Annotated in this window: 25 protein-coding genes; 14 read left to right on the plus strand and 11 right to left on the minus strand. The window is 58.3% G+C overall.

Annotated elements, in window-relative coordinates:
- Positions 1-41: 41 nt before the first annotated feature.
- Together T18_RS07635 and cysK are read left to right on the plus strand one after the other, a co-directional pair.
- Positions 42-659, plus strand: coding sequence for a LysE family translocator (locus tag T18_RS07635; RefSeq protein WP_019564444.1), 618 nt, complete (start codon positions 42-44; stop codon positions 657-659).
- 156 nt (positions 660-815) lie between these two features.
- A complete protein-coding gene (cysK, locus tag T18_RS07640) occupies positions 816-1,784 on the plus strand; it encodes a cysteine synthase A (protein ID WP_038489629.1) in 969 nt (322 codons plus the stop codon).
- Positions 1,785-1,900: 116 nt separating this feature from the next.
- On the opposite strand, the gene T18_RS07645 is transcribed toward cysK, so the two are convergent.
- The 10 genes from T18_RS07645 to rsmI form a co-directional block, all read right to left on the minus strand.
- Positions 1,901-3,433 carry a YifB family Mg chelatase-like AAA ATPase gene (locus tag T18_RS07645; RefSeq protein ID WP_038492654.1) on the minus strand — a complete coding sequence of 511 codons (1,533 nt, stop codon included), beginning with the start codon at positions 3,431-3,433 and terminating at the stop codon, positions 1,901-1,903.
- Positions 3,434-3,618: 185 nt separating this feature from the next.
- Positions 3,619-4,578: a glutathione synthase gene (gene gshB / locus T18_RS07650; RefSeq protein ID WP_038489624.1), complete on the minus strand. Its 960-nt coding sequence runs from the start codon at positions 4,576-4,578 to the stop codon at positions 3,619-3,621.
- Between the two features lie 244 nt (positions 4,579-4,822).
- A complete protein-coding gene (locus T18_RS07655; RefSeq protein WP_038489622.1) occupies positions 4,823-5,335 on the minus strand; it encodes a cupin domain-containing protein in 513 nt (170 codons plus the stop codon).
- A gap of 110 nt (positions 5,336-5,445) precedes the next feature.
- Positions 5,446-6,546, minus strand: coding sequence for a sn-glycerol-3-phosphate import ATP-binding protein UgpC (locus tag T18_RS07660; protein WP_038489619.1), 1,101 nt, complete (start codon positions 6,544-6,546; stop codon positions 5,446-5,448).
- A gap of 11 nt (positions 6,547-6,557) precedes the next feature.
- Entirely contained in the window at positions 6,558-7,400 is an 843-nt protein-coding gene (gene ugpE, locus T18_RS07665) for a sn-glycerol-3-phosphate ABC transporter permease UgpE (RefSeq protein ID WP_003514715.1), read from the minus strand.
- Between the two features lie 11 nt (positions 7,401-7,411).
- Positions 7,412-8,386, minus strand: coding sequence for an ABC transporter permease subunit (locus T18_RS07670; protein ID WP_173865416.1), 975 nt, complete (start codon positions 8,384-8,386; stop codon positions 7,412-7,414).
- An 83-nt stretch (positions 8,387-8,469) separates the two neighbouring features.
- Entirely contained in the window at positions 8,470-9,768 is a 1,299-nt protein-coding gene (locus T18_RS07675) for an extracellular solute-binding protein (RefSeq protein WP_038489612.1), read from the minus strand.
- Positions 9,769-9,901: 133 nt separating this feature from the next.
- Complete coding sequence (locus tag T18_RS07680) at positions 9,902-10,462, minus strand: sugar O-acetyltransferase (RefSeq protein WP_038489608.1); 561 nt, start codon at positions 10,460-10,462, stop codon at positions 9,902-9,904.
- 9 nt (positions 10,463-10,471) lie between these two features.
- Positions 10,472-10,840, minus strand: a complete 369-nt coding sequence (locus tag T18_RS07685; protein WP_003514708.1) for a YraN family protein — start codon at positions 10,838-10,840, stop codon at positions 10,472-10,474.
- Entirely contained in the window at positions 10,830-11,771 is a 942-nt protein-coding gene (gene rsmI, locus T18_RS07690; protein WP_038489605.1) for a 16S rRNA (cytidine(1402)-2'-O)-methyltransferase, read from the minus strand. The genes T18_RS07685 and rsmI overlap by 11 nt, the downstream gene beginning before the upstream one ends.
- 267 nt (positions 11,772-12,038) lie before the next feature.
- On the opposite strand from rsmI, the gene dnaN reads away from it, so the two are divergent.
- From dnaN to T18_RS07720, 6 genes are all read left to right on the plus strand, one after another.
- Positions 12,039-13,157, plus strand: coding sequence for a DNA polymerase III subunit beta (gene dnaN / locus T18_RS07695; RefSeq protein ID WP_003514704.1), 1,119 nt, complete (start codon positions 12,039-12,041; stop codon positions 13,155-13,157).
- Between the two features lie 197 nt (positions 13,158-13,354).
- On the plus strand, positions 13,355-13,948 hold the full coding sequence (gene pmtA, locus T18_RS07700; protein ID WP_003514702.1) for a phospholipid N-methyltransferase PmtA: 594 nt from the start codon (positions 13,355-13,357) through the stop codon (positions 13,946-13,948).
- A 95-nt stretch (positions 13,949-14,043) separates the two neighbouring features.
- Complete coding sequence (locus T18_RS07705; RefSeq protein ID WP_038489603.1) at positions 14,044-14,640, plus strand: histidine phosphatase family protein; 597 nt, start codon at positions 14,044-14,046, stop codon at positions 14,638-14,640.
- A 4-nt stretch (positions 14,641-14,644) separates the two neighbouring features.
- Positions 14,645-15,352, plus strand: a complete 708-nt coding sequence (gene pyrF / locus T18_RS07710) for an orotidine-5'-phosphate decarboxylase (protein WP_038489600.1) — start codon at positions 14,645-14,647, stop codon at positions 15,350-15,352.
- Between the two features lie 20 nt (positions 15,353-15,372).
- Entirely contained in the window at positions 15,373-15,660 is a 288-nt protein-coding gene (locus T18_RS07715) for a DUF1330 domain-containing protein (RefSeq protein WP_003514697.1), read from the plus strand.
- Positions 15,661-15,781: 121 nt separating this feature from the next.
- Positions 15,782-16,762, plus strand: a complete 981-nt coding sequence (locus tag T18_RS07720; RefSeq protein WP_003514695.1) for a complex I NDUFA9 subunit family protein — start codon at positions 15,782-15,784, stop codon at positions 16,760-16,762.
- 606 nt (positions 16,763-17,368) lie between these two features.
- Here T18_RS07720 and T18_RS07725 read toward each other — a convergent pair.
- The gene (locus tag T18_RS07725) at positions 17,369-18,175 is read right to left on the minus strand and encodes an undecaprenyl-diphosphate phosphatase (RefSeq protein ID WP_038489598.1); all 807 of its coding nucleotides are present in this window, start codon (positions 18,173-18,175) and stop codon (positions 17,369-17,371) included.
- A 157-nt stretch (positions 18,176-18,332) separates the two neighbouring features.
- On the opposite strand from T18_RS07725, the gene T18_RS07730 reads away from it, so the two are divergent.
- The 6 genes from T18_RS07730 (at position 18,333) to T18_RS07755 (ending at position 24,712) form a co-directional block, all read left to right on the plus strand.
- Entirely contained in the window at positions 18,333-19,025 is a 693-nt protein-coding gene (locus T18_RS07730; protein WP_003514689.1) for a glutathione S-transferase family protein, read from the plus strand.
- 79 nt (positions 19,026-19,104) lie between these two features.
- On the plus strand, positions 19,105-20,256 hold the full coding sequence (gene queG / locus T18_RS07735; protein WP_075807508.1) for a tRNA epoxyqueuosine(34) reductase QueG: 1,152 nt from the start codon (positions 19,105-19,107) through the stop codon (positions 20,254-20,256).
- A 3-nt stretch (positions 20,257-20,259) separates the two neighbouring features.
- Positions 20,260-21,132 carry an SDR family oxidoreductase gene (locus T18_RS07740; RefSeq protein ID WP_038489593.1) on the plus strand — a complete coding sequence of 291 codons (873 nt, stop codon included), beginning with the start codon at positions 20,260-20,262 and terminating at the stop codon, positions 21,130-21,132.
- Between the two features lie 427 nt (positions 21,133-21,559).
- Positions 21,560-21,928 carry a septal ring lytic transglycosylase RlpA family protein gene (locus T18_RS07745; RefSeq protein WP_013635343.1) on the plus strand — a complete coding sequence of 123 codons (369 nt, stop codon included), beginning with the start codon at positions 21,560-21,562 and terminating at the stop codon, positions 21,926-21,928.
- A gap of 61 nt (positions 21,929-21,989) precedes the next feature.
- Positions 21,990-23,279, plus strand: a complete 1,290-nt coding sequence (locus T18_RS07750) for an RsmB/NOP family class I SAM-dependent RNA methyltransferase (protein ID WP_038489591.1) — start codon at positions 21,990-21,992, stop codon at positions 23,277-23,279.
- A gap of 155 nt (positions 23,280-23,434) precedes the next feature.
- Positions 23,435-24,712 (plus strand): imelysin family protein, encoded by a 1,278-nt coding sequence (locus T18_RS07755; protein ID WP_025592217.1) that lies wholly within the window; start codon positions 23,435-23,437, stop codon positions 24,710-24,712.
- Positions 24,713-24,744: the final 32 nt, after the last annotated feature.

Raw genomic sequence — 24,744 nt, forward strand, 5'->3', positions numbered from 1 at the left:
ATTTTCGCTATTGATCTGGCGGATTTTCGGGGAAAATGACCATGACGCTGACGACCCTTCTTGCCTATGCCACCGCACTCTTCATCGCCGCTGCCATTCCCGGCCCCGGCATGACAGCGATCGTGGCGCGGGCGCTTGGATCGGGGTTTCGGGAAACCTTCTTCATGGGCCTCGGGCTGGTGCTGGGCGACATGATCTACCTGACCGGCGTGATCCTCGGCCTCGCCTTCGTGGCGCAGACTTTTCAGGAGGCCTTCATGGTCCTGAAGTTTGCCGGCGCAGCCTATCTTCTCTATATCGCATGGAAGCTCTGGACCGCCGGCCTCTTGCCGCAGGACCTGAAGGCGAAAAAAAGCACCAGCATTCCCATGTCGTTTCTGTCCGGCCTGCTGATCACGCTGGGTAATCCAAAAACCATGCTGTTTTATGTGGCGCTAGTGCCGACGCTGATCGACATCCGCATGATCGGCCCATCGGAATATGCGACACTTCTGGCGCTGACCTTCGTCGTATTGATGGCGGTTCTCCTGCCTTACATCCTGCTTGCTGCCAAGGCGCGCAACCTCCTGAAACGGCCAAGTGCGTTGACGATCCTCAACCGCACCGCGGCGGGAATTCTGGCGGGAACGGCGACCATGATCGCGATCCGCAGCACCTGAAACGATTTCGTGCATTTGCCTGATTTATCGTGAATTTTTTCCGGTAATCAGATGATATTAGGACGAACGTTCGCTGGCCTGACAAGACTATTGCTCCTATTCTGCCGCTAAAATCTTGCGGCCACACATCGTGTGGCCTTCATACAGGAGAGCATCATGCCCGAAGCCAGAAAGCCCGGACGCGGACGCGTCTATTCCTCCATCACCGAAACAATCGGCGATACGCCGATCGTGCGGCTGGACAAGCTGGCGAGGGAAAAGGGCGTGAAGGCCAATCTTCTCGCCAAGCTGGAGTTCTTCAACCCCATCGCCTCCGTCAAAGACCGCATTGGCGTTGCCATGATCGAAGCGCTGGAAGCCCAAGGCAAGATCACCCCCGGCAAAACGACGCTGGTTGAACCGACCTCCGGCAACACGGGCATTGCGCTAGCCTTTGCCGCCGCCGCCAAGGGTTACAAGCTGATCTTGACCATGCCGGAAACGATGTCGGTCGAACGCCGGAAAATGCTCGCCTTGCTGGGCGCGGAACTGGTGTTGACCGAAGGCCCGAAGGGCATGAAGGGCGCCATCGCCAAGGCACAGGAACTGGCCGAAACCCTGCCAGACGCGATTATTCCGCAGCAGTTCGAAAACCCGGCAAACCCGGATATTCATCGCAAGACGACGGCCGAAGAAATCTGGAACGACACCGAGGGTGCTGTCGATATTTTTGTTTCGGGCATCGGCACGGGTGGCACGATCACCGGTACGGGCCAGGTGCTGAAATCCCGCAAGCCGGAGGTGAAGGTCATTGCCGTCGAGCCAGCCGACAGCCCGGTTCTTTCCGGTGGCAACCCCGGTCCGCACAAGATCCAGGGCATCGGCGCCGGTTTTGCACCCGCGATCCTCGACACTGGAATCTATGACGAAATCGTCACCGTGACCAATGACGACGCTTTTGAAATCGCCCGTCTGGTGGCGAGGCTGGAAGGCGTACCCGTCGGCATCTCCTCGGGCGCGGCACTCGCAGCGGCAATCAAGGTCGGCGCACGTGAGGAAAATGCCGGCAAGAATATCGTCGTCATCATTCCCTCCTTCGCGGAACGTTACCTTTCGACCGCTCTTTTCGAAGGGCTTGGGCTTTAAGCCGTTCCTCTTCGGTCAGGCCGCAAACGCGCGCCTGACGGCAATGACCGATTGTGCCGCCGGCCATCCGCCAGCGGCACAATTGTTTTAGCCGGTAAAGGGCGAAGGAAGGCCTCTTATGCCGCCGCCGTCAGTCTTTCACCGGCAATGCGGTATGAAATGGCTTCGGCCACATGTATACGTCCGACAGTTTGTTTGCCGTCCAAATCAGCCAATGTGCGGGCGACCTTGAGAATGCGATGATAACCGCGTGCGGAGAACTTCAACTGTTCGGCAGCATCGCGCAGCAATTGCAGCCCGGAAGCATCGGGCTCCGCATATTTTTCGATCAGCGTTGTCGTGCAACGAGCGTTGGTGCGAATGCCTGAAGAGCCCGCCGCCGCATAACGCTCCTGCTGCGCAAGGCGGGCGCGAGCGACACGGGCGGCCACCACCGAACTCGGTTCGGCAGTCATGGGACGGATGAGGTCAGTGGCGGAGACGGCAGGAACGTCGATGCGGATATCGATGCGATCCATCAGCGGGCCGGAAATGCGGGCCTGATAATCTGTCATGCAACGTGGGCCTCTGGCGCAGGTGAAACCCGGCTCCCCCGCTCTGCCGCACCGGCAGGGGTTCATCGCAGCGACAAGCTGGATTTCCGCCGGATAGGTGACGCGGTGATTGGCACGGGCGATGATGCATTCGCCCGTTTCCAGCGGCTGGCGCAGCGCATCCAGCACCTGAGGCGCAAATTCCGGGAACTCATCGAGGAAAAGAACGCCGTGGTGGGCAAGTGAAGCCTCACCCGGCTTGGCACGCAGCCCTCCGCCGATCAGCGCGGCCATGGTGGCGGAATGGTGTGGCGTGCGAAACGGTCTGCGGTCCGACAGCTTGCCGCCGGACAATTGGCCGGCGATGGAATGGACCATGGACACTTCCAGCAATTCCGCAGCCTCGAGAGGCGGCAGAATTGAGGGCAAGCGCGCAGCGAGCATGGATTTACCGGAGCCGGGCGGGCCAACCATCAGCAGATTATGGCCACCGGCAGCTGCCACCTCCAACGCGCGCCGGGCCGTCTCCTGCCCCTTGATATCGGCCAGATCCGGCAAATTGACCGGATTAGCACGGATGGCGGGCATCGGGCGGGAGAGAAGCTGGGTGCCGCGAAAATGGTTGGCAAGCGCAATAAGGCTGCGTGGGGCGAGAATATCGATGCCAGCCCCGGCCCAGGCTGCTTCCGGCCCGCTATCAGCCGGGCAAATCAAACCCTTCCCGAGCGCATTGGCACCGATGGCCGCGGGCAGAGCGCCCGAAACCGTGCCGATGGTGCCATCGAGATTGAGTTCGCCGAGAACCACATATCGCCCGAGCGCTTCCGCCGGTATCGCTCCCAAAGCGGCCATGAGACCCAAAGCGATCGGAAGATCGAAATGCGATCCTTCCTTGGGCAAATCCGCAGGCGCCAGATTGACCGTGACTTTTTTTGCCGGCAGCGCCAGACCGGAGGCGTGGAGCGCGGCCTGCACACGCTCCCGGCTTTCCGCCACCGCCTTGTCCGGCAGGCCGACGATCTGGATGCCGACTTTTCCGGGTGCGACCATCACCTGCACCTCGACCGGCACACCCTCAATTCCCTGAAATGCAACCGTATTGACCCGTGCCACCATGGCCTGCCCCCGCAAACCGGCCACAACATCAAAGCATTATGCCCCGATGGCGGCCACTCTCAAGTAACCTGCCACAGAGCAAAGAATAAAACAAGAACATTAAGCGAACAATTTCGCGCGAACGGTGTATTTCAGTTGTATAGAGTTGTGCACGCGGAACAAACGCAGGTGGCGAGGAAATTGCCTCAGAAATCCTGTGCTTCGCGCTTTTTCTCGATCGCATCCCACAACAGGCTTGCCACATCGGCACCGCCGAATTTCTGCACTTCACGAATGCCTGTCGGTGAGGTGACGTTGATTTCCGTGAGGTAATCGCCGATCACATCGATGCCAACGAACAGGAAACCGCGCTCGCGCAGGGCGGGGCCGATGCGGCGGCAGATTTCCCTCTCACGCGCGGTGAGTTCCGTTGGCTCCGGGCGGCCGCCGGCATGCATGTTGGAGCGGGCATCATTTTCCGCCGGCACGCGGTTGATCGCGCCCACGGGCTCGCCATCCACCAGAAGGATACGCTTGTCGCCCTTGCGAACATCCGGCAAGTATTCCTGGGCGATATAGGGTTCGCGGAACATCTGGCCGAACATTTCCAGCAGCGATGAGAAATTGCGGTCGTCCCGCGCGGAATGGAAGACGCCTGCACCACCATTGCCATAAAGCGGCTTGAGGATGATATCGCCCATTTCATTGCGGAAGCGGGCGATTTCAGAGACATCCTTGGTGATCAGCGTCTTCGGCATCAGATCGGCGAATTCGGTGACGAAAATCTTTTCCGGCGAGTTGCGGACCCAGGCGGGATCGTTGACAACAAGCGTTTTGGGATGAATGCGCTCGAGTAAATGGGTCGATGTGATGTAGGCCATGTCGAATGGCGGATCCTGTCGCAGATGAATGACATCCATGGTCGAGAGATCGACCCGCTCCGGCTCCGAGAGCGAAAAATGGTCGCCCTTGATATCGCGCAGTTCCATCTGTTCGACGGTCGCGTAGATCTTGCCATCCCGCATGGAGAGGCGTTCGGGGGTATAGTGAAACAGCCGGTATCCACGTGCCTGCGCCTCAAGGCTCATGGCGAAGGTGGAGTCGCCGGCGATATTGATGCCGGAGACATGATCCATCTGGATCGCGACGTTCTTGATCTTCGCCATGCGCATTTTCCTCTTGCAGCATGCGGACGCTTCGCGGTTCCGCCGTGCCCATTGCCTCGTCTGTTCGCGATTCCCCGCAGGACCGGAAGAGACCCGGAAATGCTTCAGAAAACCCTGAAGATGTAGGGCAGCGACCATTCAAACGCAACTGCTGCGAGGGGTGCTTTTTGTGAGTTTTATTGAACCTTCACAATTCCGCAGGTGGCGCTGCGCAGAGCCCCACCTGACGGAGTGTTTTACTAGTTCAGGCCGCCAGCTTGTAGGAACGACCGGCAAACAGCTTGTTCTTGACCCGGTAGGCCAGAGCCAGCGCCGTGGGGAAAGGGCGGCGCATGAAGGCAACCTTGCGGACATACTCATCCACCCGCCAGGTGGCCCATGTTCCCGCGCGGAAATAAGCGACGTCACCCACCCGCAGGATACTGACTGTGCCGTCTTCCGCCGTCACATGCACCTCACCCTCAAGGATATAGACCGTCTCGTCCCAACCGAAGAACCAGCGGAACTCGCCCGCCGTACAATCCCACATGGCTGTGCTGGAGGCGCGGTCTCCGCTTCTGGAATGATCCGCCGCACGCGCCTGAGGATCACCGGAAATTATCCAGTCGGGGTTGATGGGGGCCGGCTGCAGTCGCAAATCGGTGCAGGACGCGCTAACCACGCTCTCGTCTTTTGACCGGCGCAAAGAGGCCGGCAATATCGGCACCGTGCGGATGGCCATGGTCGCAGCCGCCGCGAACATCATCTTTAAAGGCATATTAGAAAACCCCCGTGAAATATTGGAGATCTTCTATCATCGGGATCGTAACGAAGCGGTTTTGACAATCGGCGCAATTTTAGTCATCGCGCCGATTTCTTATCGTCCACTCAGGCCGTTGCCAGCTGCACGCGCTGCGCCACAGCCTGTTCCGCCTTGCCCGCTATGCGCTTGCCGGTCTCGCTGGAGAAGAAGTGCAGCTTGTCCGGAGATATGGCGACCGACAAGGTAGCCGGAAACTCGACCTCCGGCGAAAACGCCACGGTCAGGTTCTGGTCGCCGATCATACCGTGGATAAGACGCTGCGAGCCGAGTTCCTCGATATACTCGACGCGTAGCGAAAAACCGGGCTCACCTGCCGCCGCCAGGCGGAAATCTTCCGCCCGCATGCCCACAGTAACCGGGCCGGAGGTGGGGGCGAAACCGTTGAGCGCGATCAGCGACGGCCCGACGGCAAGGCTATCCCCATGCAACTCGCCGCTCAGCAGGTTCATGGCGGGAGAACCGATGAAGCTCGCGACAAAGGTGGAAGCGGGGGTGTGATAGACCTCAAGCGGTGCGCCGATCTGTTCGATGCGGCCGCCGTTCAGCACCACCAGACGATCTGCCAGCGTCATGGCTTCCAGCTGATCGTGCGTGACGTAGATCGAAGTGGTGCCGAGGCGCTTTTGCAGGCGCTTGATCTCGCCGCGCATGGAAACGCGCAGTTTGGCATCAAGGTTGGACAGGGGCTCATCAAACAGGAAGGCGGCCGGTTTGCGCACGATGGCGCGGCCCATGGCGACTCGCTGACGCTGGCCGCCGGAAAGGGCGCGCGGCTTGCGCTCCAGATAGGGTTCGAGCTGGAGCATGCGGGCGGCCTCGGCCACGCGCGCATCAATCTCCGCCTTCGGCGTCTTGCGGTTCTTCAACCCGTATTCCAGGTTCTGGCGCACCGACATATGCGGATAGAGCGCATAGTTCTGGAACACCATGGCGATATCCCGGTCAGCCGGATCTACCTGGTTGACCACCCGGCCACCGATCTTCACCGTGCCTTCGGAAATATCCTCAAGTCCGGCGACCATACGCAGGAGCGTGGACTTGCCGCAGCCGGAGGGACCGACGAGAACAATGAACTCGCCGTCCCTGATGTCGATATCGACGTGATGCACGGCACGCACGCCGCCATGATAATCCTTGCAGACCTGAATGATTTCTATCGCGGCCATTTTCGGTTTCCTTATTTGTCGCTTTCGGTCAGGCCCTTGATGAACCAGCGCTGGAAGATCACGACGATCATCACAGGCGGCAGCATGGCCAGAACGGCAAGCGCGAAAGCTTCGTTGTAATCGGGGATTTGCGAACCGACCCAGACTTGCAGGATCGACTTGATGCCGCGCATCAGGGTGAAGAAACTCTCGTCCGTGGTCATCAGCATGGGCCAGAGGTACTGGTTCCAGCCGTAAACGAACATGATGATGAAGATCGCCGCCATCATGGTACGGGAAAGCGGGATGATCACATCAATGAAGAACTTGACCGGGCCCGCACCGTCTATGCGAGCAGCTTCCAGCAATTCTTCAGGAATGGATTTGAAGAACTGCCGGAAATAGAAGGTGCCCGTCGCAGACGCCAGAAGCGGCACGATCAGACCGGTGTAGGAGTTCAAGAGGCCGAGTTTGCTCATCACCTCATAGGACGGCATGATGCGTACTTCGAGCGGCAGAAGCAGGGTGGTGAAGATGATCCAGAAGGCAAGCGTTGCAAACCGGAACCGGAAATAGACGATCGCATAGGCTGCCATCATCGACAGGACGATCTTGCCGACGGCAAAACCGATGCCGAGGATCAGCGAGTTGAGCACCATGTTGAGACCGGTGATCTGCCCGGTAAAGCCGCCCTTCTGCGTCAGGACCTTTTCATAGGTCCCGACGAAATTGTCGCCCGGAACGAGTGTCAGGCCGCTGCGGTGGATTTCCGCCGCCGTATGAGTGGACGTCATGAATGCCACGACGACAGGCAATATCAGGAACAGTGCGCCAATGATCAGCACCAGATGGTCGAGGGGTTTTGTCTTGTACATTGTCTTTTCCCTCAATTGTAATGGATGCGTTTTTCGATGAAGCGGAACTGGATGATGGTCAGAACGAAGACGACCAGCATCAGGATGACGGACTGGGCAGAGGAACCGCCGATGTCATTGCCGCGGAAACCGTCGAGAAAGACCTTGTAGACCAGCGTAATCGGATTGTTGGCGGCCTTGTCCTTCACCATCACGTCGATAATGCCGAACGTATCGAACAGCGAATAGGTGATGTTGATGATCAGCAGGAAGAAGGCAGTCGGTGCCAGAAGCGGCATGATGACCGTCCAGAACCGGCGCACGCCTGATCGGCAATCGATGGCGGCAGCCTCGCGCACGGCGACGGATACGCCCTGCAATCCGGACAGGAAGAAAATGAAATTATAAGGGATCTGCTTCCAGACCGCGACGGCAATCATGGCGAAGGCTGTATCGAAGTAGTTGAGGCCAACCTTCATATCCCAGCCCAAAAACGCAGCCATCTTGACGAAAGGCCCGATATGCTGGTCGAAAAACATCATGCCGATGAGACCCGCAACCGGCGGCGCGATGGCGTAAACGGAGATCAGCAACGTCTTGTAGGCGGAACTGCCGCGAATGACCGCATCGGCCTTGACCGCAAGCAAAAGACCGAGCGCCAGCGAAAAGAAAGTAACCAGCACGGTGAAGACAACCGTGAACTTGGCGATGTTTAGATATTCCGGATTGAAGATAGCATCGGAATAATTGGCGAAGCCCACGAACGTTGCACCGAACCCGAAAGGGTCTTCGATAAAGAACGACGATTGCACGGCCTGGACGGAGGGCCAGTAGAAGAAGATGAAAATCACCGCCAGTTGCGGCGCCAGAAACAGATAGGGCACGTAGGACGAGGAGAACTGCACGCGCTTCATGCTGGCTTCTGCGGCCTTCGCCGTTTTTCCGGTTTTTGCAGACCGGCCGGATAGAAACCGGGCCAGACGCGGTTGAGACGATGTATAGGCCACGCTTGCGCCTCCTTAATCCAAGAGCGAGCCTCCTTTCCGGCGGAAAGGAGGCTCGACAACTATCGTTGTTTCAAAAAGGGAGATCAGCCAGCCGTTTTAGCGAAACGGGCGAGAAGATCGTTGCCTTCCTTTTCGATGATGTCGAAGGCGTCCTTCGGCGTTACTTCGCCGGAGAAGATGCGGTTGTATTCGCGTTCCATGATGGAGCGGATCTGCGGGTAGAAACCGAGGCGGTAGCCCTTGGACCATTCGCCTGAAGGCAGCGACAGCTGCTGGATACCGACTTCGGCGGCAGGCTTTTCCTTGTAGAAGCCTTCAGCCTTGGCCTTTTCGTAAGCAGCCGTGGTGATAGCGACGTAACCGGTTGCCTTGTGGTAGAAGACCTGGATTTCCGGCGAAGTCAGGAACTGGAAGAAGTCAGCCACGCACTTGTTTTCGGCTTCAGACTTGCCCGACATTGCAAAGAGGGCAGCGCCGCCGATGAAGGAGTTGGTGCCAGCGCCCTTGATGGAGCCCCAGTAGGGAAGGAAGGTTGCCGAGAACGGCATGGACGCCGTCTTCTGCAGGCCACCGAACGAACCCGAGGAACCGATCCAGAGGGCAACCTTGCCTTCTTCGAAGGGCTTCTGGTTGTCGTTCCAGCCGGCGCCGTAGTAGGCGAACAGACCCTTGTCTTTCCAGTCCTTCAGCTTGTCGAACATCATGACGAGGTTCGGATCGGTGACCTTCAGCTTGGTTTCGGTGACGCTGTCGTAACCATTGTTGTTGGTTGCGAACTGGATGTTGTTGCGGGAGAAGAAGTTCTCCGTGAACTGCCAGGTGAGCTGCGACTGGACGAGCGGGATGTAACCGGCTTCCTTCAGCTTCGGTGCGACCTTTTCAAAATCTTCCCAGGTCTTCGGAGCTTCGACGCCGGCCTTCTTCAGGGCTTCGTCGTTGACATACATGATCGGCGCGGAAGTGTTGAAAGGCATGCCGACGAACTTGCCGTCAGCGGCAGCGTAGAAATAGCGGACGCCGTTGATGAAGGCTTCGCGGTCGAACTTGTAACCGGCCTTGTTGATGAGGTCTTCCGCAGGAATGACAGCGCCCTTGGCGTTGATGATGGTGGCAGCGCCAGCATCGAAAACCTGAAGAATGTTCGGCTGTTCGCCCGAACGGAAAGCAGCGATGCCGCTTGCAAGCGCTTCTTCGTATGAGCCCTTGGAAACCGGCGTCAGAGCGCATTCTTTCTGGGCTTCGTTGAACTTCTGCGAAACTTCGTTGATGACTTCGCCGTTACGGCCGCCCATGCCGTGCCACCAGGTGATGTTGGTCGCAGCCATGGAAGACGTTGCCGAAATGCTGACCGCCACTGCGGCCATGGAAATCTTCTTCAACATTACTAAATCCTCTCCACCATTTATTGGGATGAGGATGCGAATAGAGACGTTCCATGACGCCTCTTTAACGGTTTTATGTCAGATTTATTACAGTCCCTGCGATAGGGACTCCATTCTTCCAGAAACAGATGTCTCAAGCGTCCTTGCGCTTTATCGGGCGAGCCGGATTTCCGACCACCGTCGTCCCGGCCAAGACATCCCGCGTCACCACCGAACCGGCCCCGACGATCGCGCCATCGCCAATCGTGATGCCGGCCAGAAGGATCGCGCCGCCGCCGATCCAGACATCGCGACCGATCGTGACCGGCTTTGCGATTTCAATGCCTTGCGAACGCGCAACCGGGTCCAGGTGATGTTCGGCGCAATAGATCTGCACGGCCGGCCCCAACATCGCGCCATCGCCAATCCGCACGGGCGCAGAATCAAGAATGACGCAGCCGGTATTGAGATAGACGTTCGCACCCAACGCAATGTTGAAGCCGTAAGCGCAATGAAACGGTGCTTCGATAAAGGCTCCTTCCGCAACGGAGGCAAAGAGCGCCCGCAGCAAAGGCGACATGGCCTTGCGCTCATCCGGCGGCGCGGTGTTGTGCTGGTGAACGGCACGGCGGGCGCGGGCGCGCAGCACATCCAGTTCGGCATCCATGCAACAGTACCATTCGCCCGCAGCCATTTTTTCCCGCTCAGTGGACATTGCCCCCCCTCAAAATGCGTCGATGAAATGCTGCGGCAGGCGTCGTGGCAGGACTGCGACGATATCGAAACGCAACGAAAACCGCGCGGCATCCTTGCGGCGGGAGAGCCAAATATCGGCAGCGGCTCGAATGCGCTGTTGCGAACGGAAGCCGACCGCATCGACAGCCCCGGCACCGGAAGGCCGCGCCTTGACCTCGACGATGGCGACGACATCCTTTTTGCGGGCAATGAGATCGATTTCTCCCAGCCGGGTTCGATAACGAATGGCGAGGATGCGGTATCCCCGAAACAGCAGATAGAGTGCTGCCCAGTATTCCGCAGCGTGACCGCGTCGCTCGGCCTTTCGTCTCTTGTTCGTTTGCCCGTCAGCGGCCATCCGCATCCTTCATATCCAGCAGCCGTTGATAAAGCTCCTTGCGCGGCAGGCCCGTCAGCTTTGCCGCCTCGGCTGCGGCCCTTGCGGCAGGCATGGTTGTGACGAGATCCTTCAGGAGTCTCTCGACATCCTCGATATCGGGAATTTCGTCAAAGGAGGGCGGCTCTATCAGGAGCACGATCTCGCCCTTCACCACACGGTCCTCGTCGTAATATTCCGCAAGCTCGCCCAGCGTGCCGCGCCGGAACTCCTCGAAAGTCTTGGTCAGCTCGCGGCACACAACAGCGCGGCGATCGCGGCCAAGGACTTCCGATGCCACCTTTACGGAGGTGCCAATGCGGCGTGGCGATTCAAAAAACATGAGGGTGGCCGGAATTTTCGCAAGTTCGGCAAAACGGTCGCGCTTGCCGCGATCCTTTACGGGCAGAAAGCCCGCGAACAGAAAGGCGTCACTCGGCATGCCAGAACCAACAAGCGCAGCAAGCGGCGCAGATGCTCCCGGCACCGGCACGACGCGATGACCGGCCTCCAAAGCGAGCTGACCAAGGCGATAACCGGGATCGGAGACGAGTGGCGTTCCGGCATCCGACACCAGCGCCACGGATTTTCCGGCCTCCAAAGCGGCGATGAGTTTTGGTCCCGCTTCCTGCGCATTATGCTCGTGATAGGAGAGCGGACGTGTGCGGATACCGTAACGCTCGAGCAAAATGCGGGTGACGCGGGTATCCTCGCACGCGAGAACATCGGCAGACGCCAGCGTTTCCAGCGCCCGGATGGTGATGTCTCCGAGATTGCCGATGGGGGTGGCCACGAGATAGAGCGCCGGCTCCAACGGCCGCGCCGGAATAGTGGCCGTGCCGATCCTGAAGCTCTTGGTCGCCTGTCCGGCGTCGCTGTTCGATATTTCTTCCGTCACACGGCTTCCAATCATTCTGGCCGATCATTCCCGGCCGGTCGCTCCAGTTTTACCCCTTTATGGGCAATAGAAAACCGGCGAACAAGGTCCACGGGCGGTCACAGGCTGTGGATCATGCTGTATAGCAGCAAAATGACCGGCGGCAGATGCACTCGGCTCTTGCATTTTCTGCAATAACTCTGCCATTTTGCCCGTCCACATTATCCGGCGTTCCGGCCGGTCAAGACTCTTCTTACCGATCCGGCGGTGGCCGGGTCGCAACGGTTGAAAGCGGTAGCGTCCATGCGTATTACTCTTGAGCGGTCGAACCTTCTTAAATCGCTGAACCACGTCCACAGGGTCGTCGAGCGTCGTAACACGATCCCGATCCTGTCCAACGTTCTGCTGCGCGCATCCGGCGCCAATCTGGATATGAAGGCGACCGACCTCGACCTCGAAATCACCGAAGCGACGCCGGCCATGGTGGAGCAGGCGGGCGCGACCACCGTGCCGGCGCATCTGCTTTATGAAATCGTGCGCAAGCTGCCGGATGGTTCCGAAGTGCTTCTGGCCACTAATCCGGATGGCTCCACAATGACGGTTGCTTCCGGCCGTTCGAAATTCTCGCTGCAATGCCTTCCGGAAACCGATTTCCCGGATCTGACCGCCGGTACCTTCAGCCACACCTTCAAACTGAAGGCGACCGACCTGAAGATGCTGATCGACCGGACGCAATTTGCGATTTCGACCGAAGAGACACGCTATTATCTGAACGGCATCTTCTTCCACACCATCGAAAGCAACGGCGACCTCAAGCTGCGCGCAGTCGCGACGGACGGTCACCGCCTTGCGCGCGCCGATGTGGATGCGCCTTCCGGCTCCGAAGGTATGCCGGGCATCATCATTCCGCGCAAGACCGTCGGCGAATTGCAGAAGCTGATGGATAATCCCGAACTTGATGTCACTGTCGAGGTATCGGACGCGAAAATCCGCCTGACCATCGGCTCGGTCGTTTTGACCTCGAAGCTGATAGACGGCACCTTCCCGGATTACCAGCGCGTCATCCCCACCGGCAACGACAAGGAAATGCGCGTCGATTGCCAGACCTTCGCCCGTGCGGTCGATCGCGTGTCGACCATCTCTTCCGAGCGTGGCCGCGCCGTGAAGCTGGCGTTGACCAACGGCCAGCTGACGCTGACCGTCAACAATCCGGATTCCGGCAGTGCGACGGAAGAAGTGGCTGTCGGTTACGACAATGATTCGATGGAAATCGGCTTCAATGCCAAATATCTCCTCGACATCACCTCGCAGCTTTCCGGTGAAGACGCGATTTTCCTTCTGGCGGATGCGGGCTCGCCAACGCTCGTTCGCGACACCGCCGGCGACGATGCGCTTTATGTTCTGATGCCGATGCGCGTTTAAAGTGGACTTTTTTTCTTCAAATCAATCAAAAAACGCCGGTGGATCGCTCCACCGGCGTTTTTTGATTCGGCGCAGACAGATTTCTAACGCTAAACGAATTTTTCCAATTACGACATTTTGCCTTGTTTTAGCGCCAAATGAGATCAACAGTGCGTAACATTTTTTTGACAATGACCAAAATACATCCGAGGGGAATTATGGCACTCAACCTGAAGCAACGCTTTGAAAGAAAATTTGAGGAAGAAATCCGCTTTTTCAAAGGCATGGTCAGCCAGCCGAAAAAGGTCGGAGCCATCGTTCCGACATCCTCCATCACGGCAAGAAAAATGGCGAGTGTCATCGACCCGCATTCCGACCTGCCCGTTCTCGAACTCGGCCCCGGCACCGGTGTCATCACCAAGGCCATTCTGGCACGCGGCATCAAGCCGGAGCGCCTGACGGCCATCGAATATTCGACCGATTTCTACAATCAGCTTCTCAGAAGCTATCCAGGCGTCAACTTCATCAATGGCGATGCCTTCGATCTGAATGCGACACTTGGCGAGCACCAGGGCCAGATGTTCGACAGCGTCATTTCCGCCGTACCGATGCTGAATTTTCCGATGGCCGCCCGCATCAAGCTTCTCGACGAATTGCTGAAACGCGTGCCGCACGGTCGCCCCGTCATACAGATATCCTACGGTCCGATTTCCCCGATCGTTGCGCAGCCGCATCTCTACCACATCCGCCATTTCGATTTCATCGTGCGCAACATTCCTCCGGCGCAATTGTGGACCTATACCCGGGCCTGATCACACGGCAGAGTGGGCAAAGGCCGTCATTTCCCGGTCGTGACAGATGGTTAGGGTCCTGATTTGCCCTTCCATCGCCATTGAGGACCGCTCCTATGCATGCCCTTTACATTACCCATCCCCAGGTCCGGATCGATCCGGCGGTTCCGGTTCCGGAATGGGGACTTTCGGACTTGGGTGCACAGCGGGCGTTTGAGACAAGCCGTCTGCCATGGGCACGCGCATTGCGCCGGATCGTGTCGAGCGCGGAAACCAAAGCCATCGAAACCGCCCGAATCCTTGCTGAAACATCCGGCGCGGATATTGAGATCATCGAGGCGATGCATGAGAACGACCGGTCGGCCACAGGCTTCCTGACGCCGCCGGAATTCGAAAAGGCTGCCGACTGGTTTTTTGCCCATCCGCGAGAAAGCTTTCACGGCTGGGAACGGGCAATCGATGCGCAGGCGCGAATTGTTAACGCCGTCAGGGCCGTTCTAGACCGGCACGACCCGCAACAGCCGATTGCCTTTGTCGGCCATGGCGGCGTCGGCACGCTTTTGAAATGCCATATCGAAGGCGTCGGCATCAGTCGCAGCAAGGACCAGCCACCCGGCGGCGGCAATCTTTTCCGGTTCCCAATCGCCGAATTTTCACTTGCAGCTCAGCGCCCCACATGCGACTGGACGGCAATGGAAACATGGCAGGGATAAGACAATGACCGCGCGCGAAAAACTGATCGTCGGGCTCGATGTTCCGACTGTGCAACAAGCTGAAGACATCGTGTCGAAGATCGGCGATGAGGTTCTGTTCTACAAGATCGGCTATCAGCTGGTATTTGCCGGTGGTCTCGAATTCGCCCGCGACCTTGCCCAGAGCGGCAAGAAAGTCTTTCTCGACATGAAACTGCTCGACATCGACAACACCGTCGCCTCTGGTGTCGAAAACATCGCCCGCATGGGCATGTCGATGCTGACCCTGCATGCTTACCCAAAAGCCATGCGCGCCGCAGTCAAGGCAGCCGAAGGCTCTGGCCTCTGCTTGCTTGGTGTCACCGTGCTAACCTCGATGGATGATGCCGATCTTGCGGAAGCCGGCTATGCATCGGATGCCCGTTCGCTGGTGCTGCGCCGTGCGGAACAGGCGCGCGAGGCGGGCATGGGCGGCATCGTCTGTTCGGCAGAGGAATCGACGGCGGTGCGTGAAATCTTGGGCCCCGACCTTGCCGTCGTCACCCCTGGTATTCGCCCGGCCGGTGCCGAGGCTGGAGACCAGAAGCGCGTGATGACGCCTTTTGACGCCATCAAAGCCGGTTCGAGCCATCTGGTTGTCGGCCGCCCCATCGTCAGAGCAGAAGATCCGAAAGCAGCAGCCCGCGCCATTCTTGACGACATGCTGCGCGCCAGCTTTCCGGCAAATCAATAAGGACCATCGGAGGAGACGAAATGGCAAAGGGTTACTGGATCGCGCGTGTCGATGTACGCGACAACGAACGCTACAAGGACTACGTTTCGACTGCGAAGCCCGCTTTCGAGCGGTTCGGCGCCAACTTTCTCGCCCGCGGCGGTGCGTTGACCGAACTTGAGGGCAAGGCACGCGCACGCAACGTCATCATCGAATTCCCCTCTGTGCAGCACGCGATCGATTGCTACAACTCGCCCGAATACCAGGCGGCGGCCAAAATCCGCCAGGAAGTCGCCGACGCGGAGATGATGATCGTCGAAGGAATTTGACGGTCGTCAACCGCATTTCCAAAACTAGTCCCGGGCCTTGTGACAACGTCTCTTCACGCGCGCACGGCTTTGGGCTAAGAGACTGAAAAACGCTTTATCGACAGCTTCTGAGGAGCCTCCCATGACCTTGGCCAACCTTCCACCCCTCGTCACCGTTTTCGGCGGTTCGGGTTTCGTCGGGCGGCATGTCGTGCGGATGCTCGCCAAGCGCGGTTACCGCATCCGCGTTGCCGTGCGCCGTCCCGATCTTGCTGGTTTCCTGCAGCCGCTCGGCAATGTCGGCCAGATCTCGTTTGCCCAGGCGAACCTGCGGTATCGCGACTCCATCGTCAAAGCCATCGAAGACGCCGACCACGTGGTCAATTGCGTTGGCATTCTGGCCGAAAGCGGCCGCAACACCTTTGACGCCGTGCAGGAATTCGGCGCGAAAGCCATTGCTGAAGCAGCCCGCAACGCCGGTGCAACGCTGACGCACATCTCCGCCATCGGTGCCGATGCCAATTCGTCGACCGGCTACGGCCGCACAAAGGGCCGCGCCGAGGCAGCAATCCATTCCGTTCTGCCCGGCGCCGTGATCCTGCGTCCTTCGATCATCTTTGGACCGGAAGACGACTTCTTCAATAAATTCGCCAAGATGGCCCGCAGCCTGCCGTTCCTGCCGCTGATCGGCGGCGGAAAAACCAAGTTCCAGCCGGTCTATGTCGAAGATGTAGCGGAGGCCGTTGCCCGCAGCGTGGATGGCAAGCTGAAGCCCGGCGCCATCTATGAACTGGGTGGCCAGGACGTCATGACGTTCCGCGACTGTCTTGAGGCGGTTCTTGCCGCAACCTACCGTCAGCGTCCTTTCGTCAACCTGCCTTTCGGCGTCGCCTCAATGATCGGCAAAATCGCTTCGCTGGTGCCGCTGATTACGCCGCCGCTGACTGTCGATCAGGTGACCATGCTGAAAAAGGATAATGTCGTTTCCGCTGACGCGGAAAAGAACGGCCTGACCCTGGAAGGCATCGGCATTACGCCCGTTCGCGTTGCTTCCGTCCTGCCGTCCTACATGGTGCACTATCGCCCGCACGGACAGTTCTCGAACGCCGGAAAAGCAGCATAAGCCTACTGTCGTGCATTAACGATCTGAACGAAAGCGGGAACCATTCCCGCTTTTTGTTTTTGCGCAATTCAATCGCAACCAAACCGCTATTGGCGCATTTCCCCCTCAACTGCAGGGGAGGTGCACCATCGACTGAAGCTGTTTTGAACAGCCGGGTAAAAGTTAACGGCAAAGTGGCCTCCACAGCCAAGCGTGGCACAAGCGCAACTGTGGAAAAGACTTCGCATTAACCCGGTATTCAGCAAGCCGCTTTATTGATAATGGCCACATTCCTAACATATCCAGAACCCTCACTTCACACACGGCGGCGTAATCCGCGCGAACGAACGTCTGAAAGGCAATAATAAAATGGGCAGATCTATCGCACTCTTTTTTGCGTGTGCGGCTTTGGTGGTTCTGGCGGGTTCTTTCATGGCGCCGGGCACGGTTGCAGCGGGCAAGAGCGGTTGCGCTCCCGCCTACGGTGTCGACCCTTGCGCAACGGCTTCGATCAGCACGAACTGATCAGCTTTCACAAGTCTCAAATAAAAAGCGCCTCCGGATTCTCCGGGGCGCTTTTTTATTTTGTCCGTGCATTGGAAACGAACGGCTACTTTAAAGCTCGGCTCAACGGTAGAGCAGAAGTGCCGCCAGACCCAGCGAGCCGATGACGATGCGCCACCAGGCAAAGGGTGCAAAACCGCGTCGCGAGACGAAGTCCAGCAGCGAGCGCACGACGAACAGGCCGGAGACGAAAGCGGCAATGAAGCCCACGGCAATCAGCGCACTGTCATCGAAGCTCAGCGCATCGCGGTTCTTGTAGAGATCGAGCACAAACGCGCCGAGCATGGTCGGCATCGCCAGGAAAAACGAGAATTCGGCGGCGGAGCGCTTGTCCGTGCCCATCAACAGCGCGCCGACAATGGTAGCGCCGGACCGGGAGGTGCCCGGAACCATCGCAAGGCACTGGAACAGACCGATCTTGAAGGCAAGCGAGGGCGGATAATCCATGATGTCGGTATATCTGGGCTTCAGCGGCATCCGGTCGACGGCCAGCAATATGACGCCGCCGATAACCAGTACGATACAGATGAGGATGGGTGTTTCGAACAGCACCGTCTTGATGAAGTCATGCGCCAGAGCGCCGATCAACGCCGCTGGCAGGAAGGCGACAGCGACAGCCAGCACGAAGCGGCGCGCCTTGGCACTTGTTGGCATCGCCATGGCGATCGACACAAGCTTCTGAAAATAAACAAGAAGGATAGCAATGATCGCGCCGAGCTGAATGAGAACGGCAAAGGTGTTGCCCGGCGATTTGAAGCCGAGAAAATGCCCGGCCAGCAGCACATGCGCCGTTGAGGAAACGGGAATGAACTCCGTAAGACCCTCGATAATGCCCAGCAAAAGCGCGCTGATGATCGATTGGTCACCCATGAGGTATCCTTTTTTCAGGGGGAAGCGGGAATGGAAAGCAATTGCGTTAAACTTGTTTTAAAGTAGCCAAGCTCTTATAGCGTCTTGATGAAGCGAAACTGAAAAAGTTTTCCGGCAATTGTCGATCATGACAACCAATCGTAAAAATTGAGTACCGATGCCAACTCTCTATCACTCTCCCATGTCGACCGCATCGCGGTTCGTTCGTCTGATCCTTTCGGAATACGGGTTCCAGACCGATCTCGTGGAGGAGCAGCCGTGGGAAAGAAGGCGGGAGTTTCTGGCGCTGAATCCGGCGGGCACCCTGCCGGTCTATCTCGATGACAATATGCGCTCTCTCAGCGGTCCCTACGTGCTCGCCGAGTTTCTCGACGAAACGCACGGGGTTTTGAAGCGTGACCGGCGATTGCTGGCGGAAGACCCGTTTCAGCGGGCGGAAATCCGCCGCTTGACCGAGTGGTTCCTGCAGAAGATGGAAAACGATGTGACCCGACCGCTGGTGCGGGAGCGGGTTTATAAATTGCAGATGACGGCGGCGCAGGGTGGTGGCCCCCCGGATTCCAAGCTTCTGCGCACCGCGCGTAACAATGTTCGTCAGCACATCAAATATCTGGAATGGCTGGCGGGTTCGCGCACTTGGCTCGCCGGCGACCGATTGAGTTATGCCGATCTGGCCGCGGCTGCTTCTGTTTCGGTGCTGGATTATCTCGGCGAAATCAACTGGCTTGAAGCGCCAATTGCCAAGGAGTGGTATCAGCGGCTGAAATCGCGCCCGTCCTTCCGGCCGTTCCTCAGCGAGCGCATTCCGCGCCTTGCCCCCTCCTCCCACTACGCCGATCTGGATTTCTAAGTTCCGGCCTCCCGGTTATTTGCTGCGGCGTGTAGCTACGCATATATATGTCGCAGAGTAACCCGCAGGAGAAACGACCATCGACGTTGCCAGCGACAAGCAGCGGATACGCGCTCGCAAACTGACGGACTTCGTTCGTCAGGAGGCGCTTTCGCTCGGCTTCGATCTCTGTCGTATCACCGCGCCGGACAGCATTCCGCTGGCACCAGGACGGCTGAGGCAGTTTCTGGATAAGGGCTATCATGGCACCATGGCGTGGATGGAGCAGACCGAGGCCCGTCGCGCCGAGCCGAAAACGCTGTGGGGCGACGTGCGCTCCATTGTCATGTTCGGGCTGAATTACGGGCCTGAGGAAGATCCTCGCGGCCTTCTTTCGAAATCCGACAAGGCAGCCATTTCGGTCTATGCCCGCAACCGCGACTATCACGACGTCATAAAAGGGCGACTGAAAGAAATCGCCACCCGTTTTGCCGCGCGCGCCGGCGAGGACGTGAAGGTCTTCGTTGACACTGCGCCGGTGATGGAAAAACCGCTTGCCGCAGCCGCGGGGCTCGGCTGGCAGGGCAAACACACCAATCTGGTCAGCCGCACCCATGGTTCCTGGCTGTTTCTCGGCAGCATGTTCACCACCGCCGAGCTTTTTCTTGATGAGGCCGAGAAGGACCATTGCGGCTCCTGTCGCGCCTGTCTCGATGCCTGTCCGACGGCCGCCTTCCCCGCCCCCTACCAGCTGGACGCCCGCCGCTGCATCTCCTACCTCACCATTGAGCACAAAGGCGTCATCCCGCACGAGTTCCGGCCGATGATAGGCAACCGCATCTATGGCTGCGACGATTGCCTTGCCGCCTGTCCCTGGAACAAATTCGCGGCCAGCGCCTCCGAGATGAAGCTGCAGGCGCGCGAGGATTTGAAGGAACCTTCCATCGCCTTCCTGCTGACGCTGGATGACGCTGCCTTCCGCAGCTTCTTCAGCGGCTCACCGGTCAAGCGCATCGGGCGTAACCGCTTCATCCGCAACGTTCTGATAGCTGCTGGAAACTCGCGCGACCGGCAATTCGTGCAGCAATGCAAGTCTCTCGCCGAAAAAGACCCGGCACCGGAGGTGCGCGGCATGGCCGCATGGGCTTTGTCGCAGCTTATGGACAGCGAGGAGTTCCGTGCATACTCTGCCGGCCGCGCCCCGGAGCCTGATCCGGAGGCTGAAATGGAATGGCAACTGGCAGAGGCGTGACCCATGCATGTGATGATTTTCGGCGCAGGATATTCGGGCAAGGCCATCGCAAACGCGCTGAAAACCGAAGCTGCAACGATATCGGGCACCACGCGCAGCACGGACAAGTTCGCAAGCCTTGCTGCAACTGGCATGACACCCTTCCTGTTCGACGGTGCCCATCTTAATGACGATCTCATCGCCACAATGACCAATGTCACCCATCTCGTGCAGTCCATCGCGCCGGGCAAGGATGGAGATCCACTGCTTGCGCTTTTGGGCGACGACCTGAAACGGCTTCTGCCCAAGCTTGAATGGATCGCTTATCTTTCCACCGTTGGCGTCTATGGCGACCATGACGGCGCATGGGTGGATGAGGAAACCCCGTGCCGCCCGGTGTCCGCCCGGTCCGTGGAACGCGTTGCTGCCGAAACCGCGTGGGCTGCGGCTGCTGAAAAAGCGGGCGTGCCGCTTGCCATCTTGCGCCTTTCGGGAATTTACGGCCCCGGACGCAATAGTTTCATGAATTTCGAAAAGGGAACGGCGCGCAGGCTGGTGAAGAAAGACCAGGTGTTCAACCGCATCCGGGTTGAGGATATTGGTGCGGCCCACGCCTTTCTGGCGCGGAGAAATGAACGCGGCCTCTTCAATGTGACGGATGATGAACCCGCCCCGCCGCAGGATGTGGTGAGCTTCGCCGCCACGTTGATGGGCGTTGAGCCGCCTCCCGAACAGGCATTCGAGACCGCCGATCTGACGCCGATGGCACGCTCCTTCTACGGCGAGAACAAGCGCGTTTCCAACGCCAGGATACGTGGCCTCGGTTTCGATTTCAGCTTCCCGGAGTACAAAATCTCCCTGACACAATTGTGGGAAAGCGGCCTCTGGCGGGGCTAAAAATCCCCCATTTAAAAGCGATGAAAAATCCTTCCAAACCCGTTTTTGAGGATGGTTTTGGTGGTTTTTCAGTCAATTAGGCTTTTATTAACCATGCAAAAATCGCTAAAATCATAGCCATTAGAAAAATATTTCACTCACATTTCGTGAACTGGATTCACGAAGGCGTGACTTGTAACAGCATTTCCATTGAGCATTGATTCTGCGTCATTTTTTCCACTTTTCAACAATAAGGCACCGACGACACCTTTCCGGCTAACGATCACGAATGTTACAGCCTGTAACACTTCGTGATTTGAGATCAGCTTTTTTTCGCCATTTTTCCCTCGCCCTACAATCTCGCATTCAAACGCGTTCAGGCCAGACAATGGCCGTTTAGCAAGGGCACAATCAATCGGCGCGGGGCCGATTTTCAGGGAAGCACAGTTTGTTGAATATCCGTCGTATAACTTTCACCGTCGCAACTATAGCCGCCTGTTCCATCATTGCGCCTCTTCAGGCGAATGCGGCAAATGGTTGTGGAGGGGCATCGTGGTATGCGTTGAGCTCCAAGACTGCTTCGGGCGAGCGTATGAACGCCGCCAACATGACCGCCGCTCACCGCTCGCTGCGGTTCGGCACCAAGGTCAAGGTTACCAATGCCCGTAACGGCAAGGCCGTTGTGGTGCGCATCAATGACCGCGGTCCGTTCATCAAGGGTCGCGTTCTCGATCTTTCCAAGGCCGCTGCCAAAAACATCGGCATGATCAGTTCCGGCACCGCCAAGGTCTGCTACGAGGTCGTCAGCGCCGATTGAGCCTTGCCCTTGCCGCCATTCGCGTCTACCAACCGGGCTAATCAGCAAAATGAGGTAGACAATGCGTTTGGGCGGGCGTTTGGCCGGAGCAATCGAAGTATTGGCGGATATTGAGGGACGCAGGCGTCCCGTTGCCGATGCTCTGAAGGACTGGGGACTTGCCCATCGTTTCGCAGGTTCGGGTGACAGGGCCGCGATCGGCAACATCGTCTATGACGCGCTGCGCATGAAACTGTCACACGCCTGGCTGATGGATGACGACAGCGCCGCCTCGCTTGGTTATGCAGTTCTTCTGCGACAATGGGGCAAGAGCTTTTCGGAACTTGCGGCGGAATTCGACGGCGACAAATTTGCCCCTGCCGCGCCTGATGAAGAAAAGCAGAAAGCCTTTCTCTCCCGTTCTCTCGCCGATGCACCAGCCCATATTCAGGGCGACATTCCCGAATGGGTTCAAGCATCCTTCGAGACGGCGTTTGGAGCCAGCTGGCTTGCCGAGGCGCAGGCGCTGAACCAGCGCCCGACACTTGATCTGCGGGCCAACACGCTGAAGGCCACTCGCGACAAGGTGCTGAAGGCGCTGGAAGAGAGCGGTGCGGAAGCAACGCATATAGCCCGTCAGGGTGTCCGCATCCCCGCCGGCGAAGGCCCTTCCCGCCTGCCGAATGTGACCGCCGAACTGTCCTTCCAGAAAGGCTGGTTCGAAGTTCAGGACGAGGGATCGCAGATCGTTGCCGATCTTGCCGGCGCGTATGAAGGCGAACAGATCCTCGATTATTGCGCCGGTGGCGGCGGCAAGACGCTGGCCATGGCCGCCAGCATGAACAACAAGGGTCAGGTTCACGCCTTCGACGCGGATCGCAAGCGGCTCGCGCCGATTATCGAGCGGCTGAAACGAGCCGGCACGCGCAATGTGCAGGTTCACGACCGCGCAGCCGGACTTGTCCCGTTTCACGAAAAATTCGATCGCGTTCTGGTGGACGCCCCCTGCACTGGCACGGGAACATGGCGCCGGCGGCCTGACACCAAATGGCGGCTGACGACACGCAATCTGGAAGAACGGGTACAGCAGCAGGGCGAGGCCCTTTCGCAGGCCAAGGGTTTTGTGCGCCCCGGCGGCGAGCTGCTTTATGTCACCTGCTCGGTCCTGCCCGAGGAAAACGAGCAGCAGGTCACGCGCTTCTGCGAAGAAAATCCGCAATTCTATATCGGTTCGGCACTGGATCGCTGGCAGACGACTTTTGGCGGCAATGCAAACAAACCGCATTCCTCTGACGGCAAGACAGTGACGCTGACGCCTGCAACTACAGATACGGATGGTTTCTTCTTCTGCGTAATGAAACGCAAAGCGTGAAACAGGTTTTGCACGCGCTGATTTTACTTCGAAAAATATCGAGTAGCTTGTTTCAAAGCATTCTAAACTAGAATATTTGACACAAGTTTGCGATTGGGTCAGAACTCGCTTGCCGCAGCGTGAGGTTATTTCACGCCTGCCCAAGGAGAGGGATCATGATCCGCAAAACCATTCTCAGCGCGTCTTTCGCGCTTCTGGCCGCATCCGCGACCTTCACCGCGCTTCCCGCCAGCGCTGCGACTGACGCCGCCGCTGTCGTCAAGCATTACGCCGACGTCGCGCATGCGAAATACGAGGATTCGCTGACCACGGCGAAGGCGCTGGACAAGGCAATCGACGCGCTGATCGCAACACCGAGCGAAGGAACGCTGAAAGCTGCACGTGAAGCGTGGATCAAGGCGCGCGTTCCATACCAGCAATCGGAAGTCTATCGTTTCGGCAACCCTGTGGTCGACGCCTGGGAAGGCAAGGTAAACGCCTGGCCGCTGGATGAAGGCCTGATCGACTATGTCGACGGTTCCTACGGCACCGAGAGCGACGAGAACGAGCTTTACGTCGCAAACATCATCGCCAATCCGAAAATCAAGATCAGCGGCGAAGATGTCGATACCTCGAAGATCACCCCCGAACTGATCGAAAGCCTGCACGAGGCGGGCGATGTCGAAGCCAATGTGACGACCGGTTACCACGCCATCGAATTCCTGCTCTGGGGCCAGGACCTGAACGGCACCGGACCGGGTGCGGGCAACCGCCCCTATACCGACTACGACAAGAAGAATTGCACGAACGGCAATTGCGACCGCCGCGCCGATTACCTGAAGTCCGCCTCCACCCTGCTGATCAAGGATCTTCAGGAAATGGTGGACGCCTGGGCGCCGGAAGGCGAAGCCACCAAGACAGTGGAAGCCGACCCGAAAGCCGGCCTGACCGCCATTCTCACCGGCATGGGCTCTCTTTCCTATGGCGAGCTGGCAGGGGAGCGCATGAAGCTCGGCCTTCTGCTGCACGATCCGGAAGAGGAGCATGATTGCTTCTCCGACAATACCTATAATTCGCATCTTAACGACGCCATCGGCATCGCATCTGCCTATACCGGCGAATATACCCGTGTGGATGGAACGAAGATGACCGGCGCCTCGCTGTCGGAGCTGGTCGGCGCCAAGGACAAGGCGCTGAACGACGAGATGACGGCGAAGCTGAACAAGACGCTCGACGCCATGCATGCCATGGAAAAGCGTGCCCAGACGGTCGAGGCCTACGACCAGATGATCGGCGAAGGCAACAAGGAAGGCAACGCCGTGGTTCAGGCGGCCATCGACGGCCTTCTCGACCAGACGAAAACCGTCGAACGCGTGATTGCGGCACTCGATCTCGGCAAGATCGAACTTGAAGGTTCCGCCAGCCTCGATAATCCGAACGCCGTCTTCAAATAAGAGCCAATGCGGGCCGCAGATCGCTGCGGCCC

Origin of the sequence: Rhizobium sp. TBD182, from assembly GCF_001950375.1 — a bacterium.
Taxonomy (GTDB): domain Bacteria; phylum Pseudomonadota; class Alphaproteobacteria; order Rhizobiales; family Rhizobiaceae; genus Agrobacterium; species Agrobacterium tumefaciens.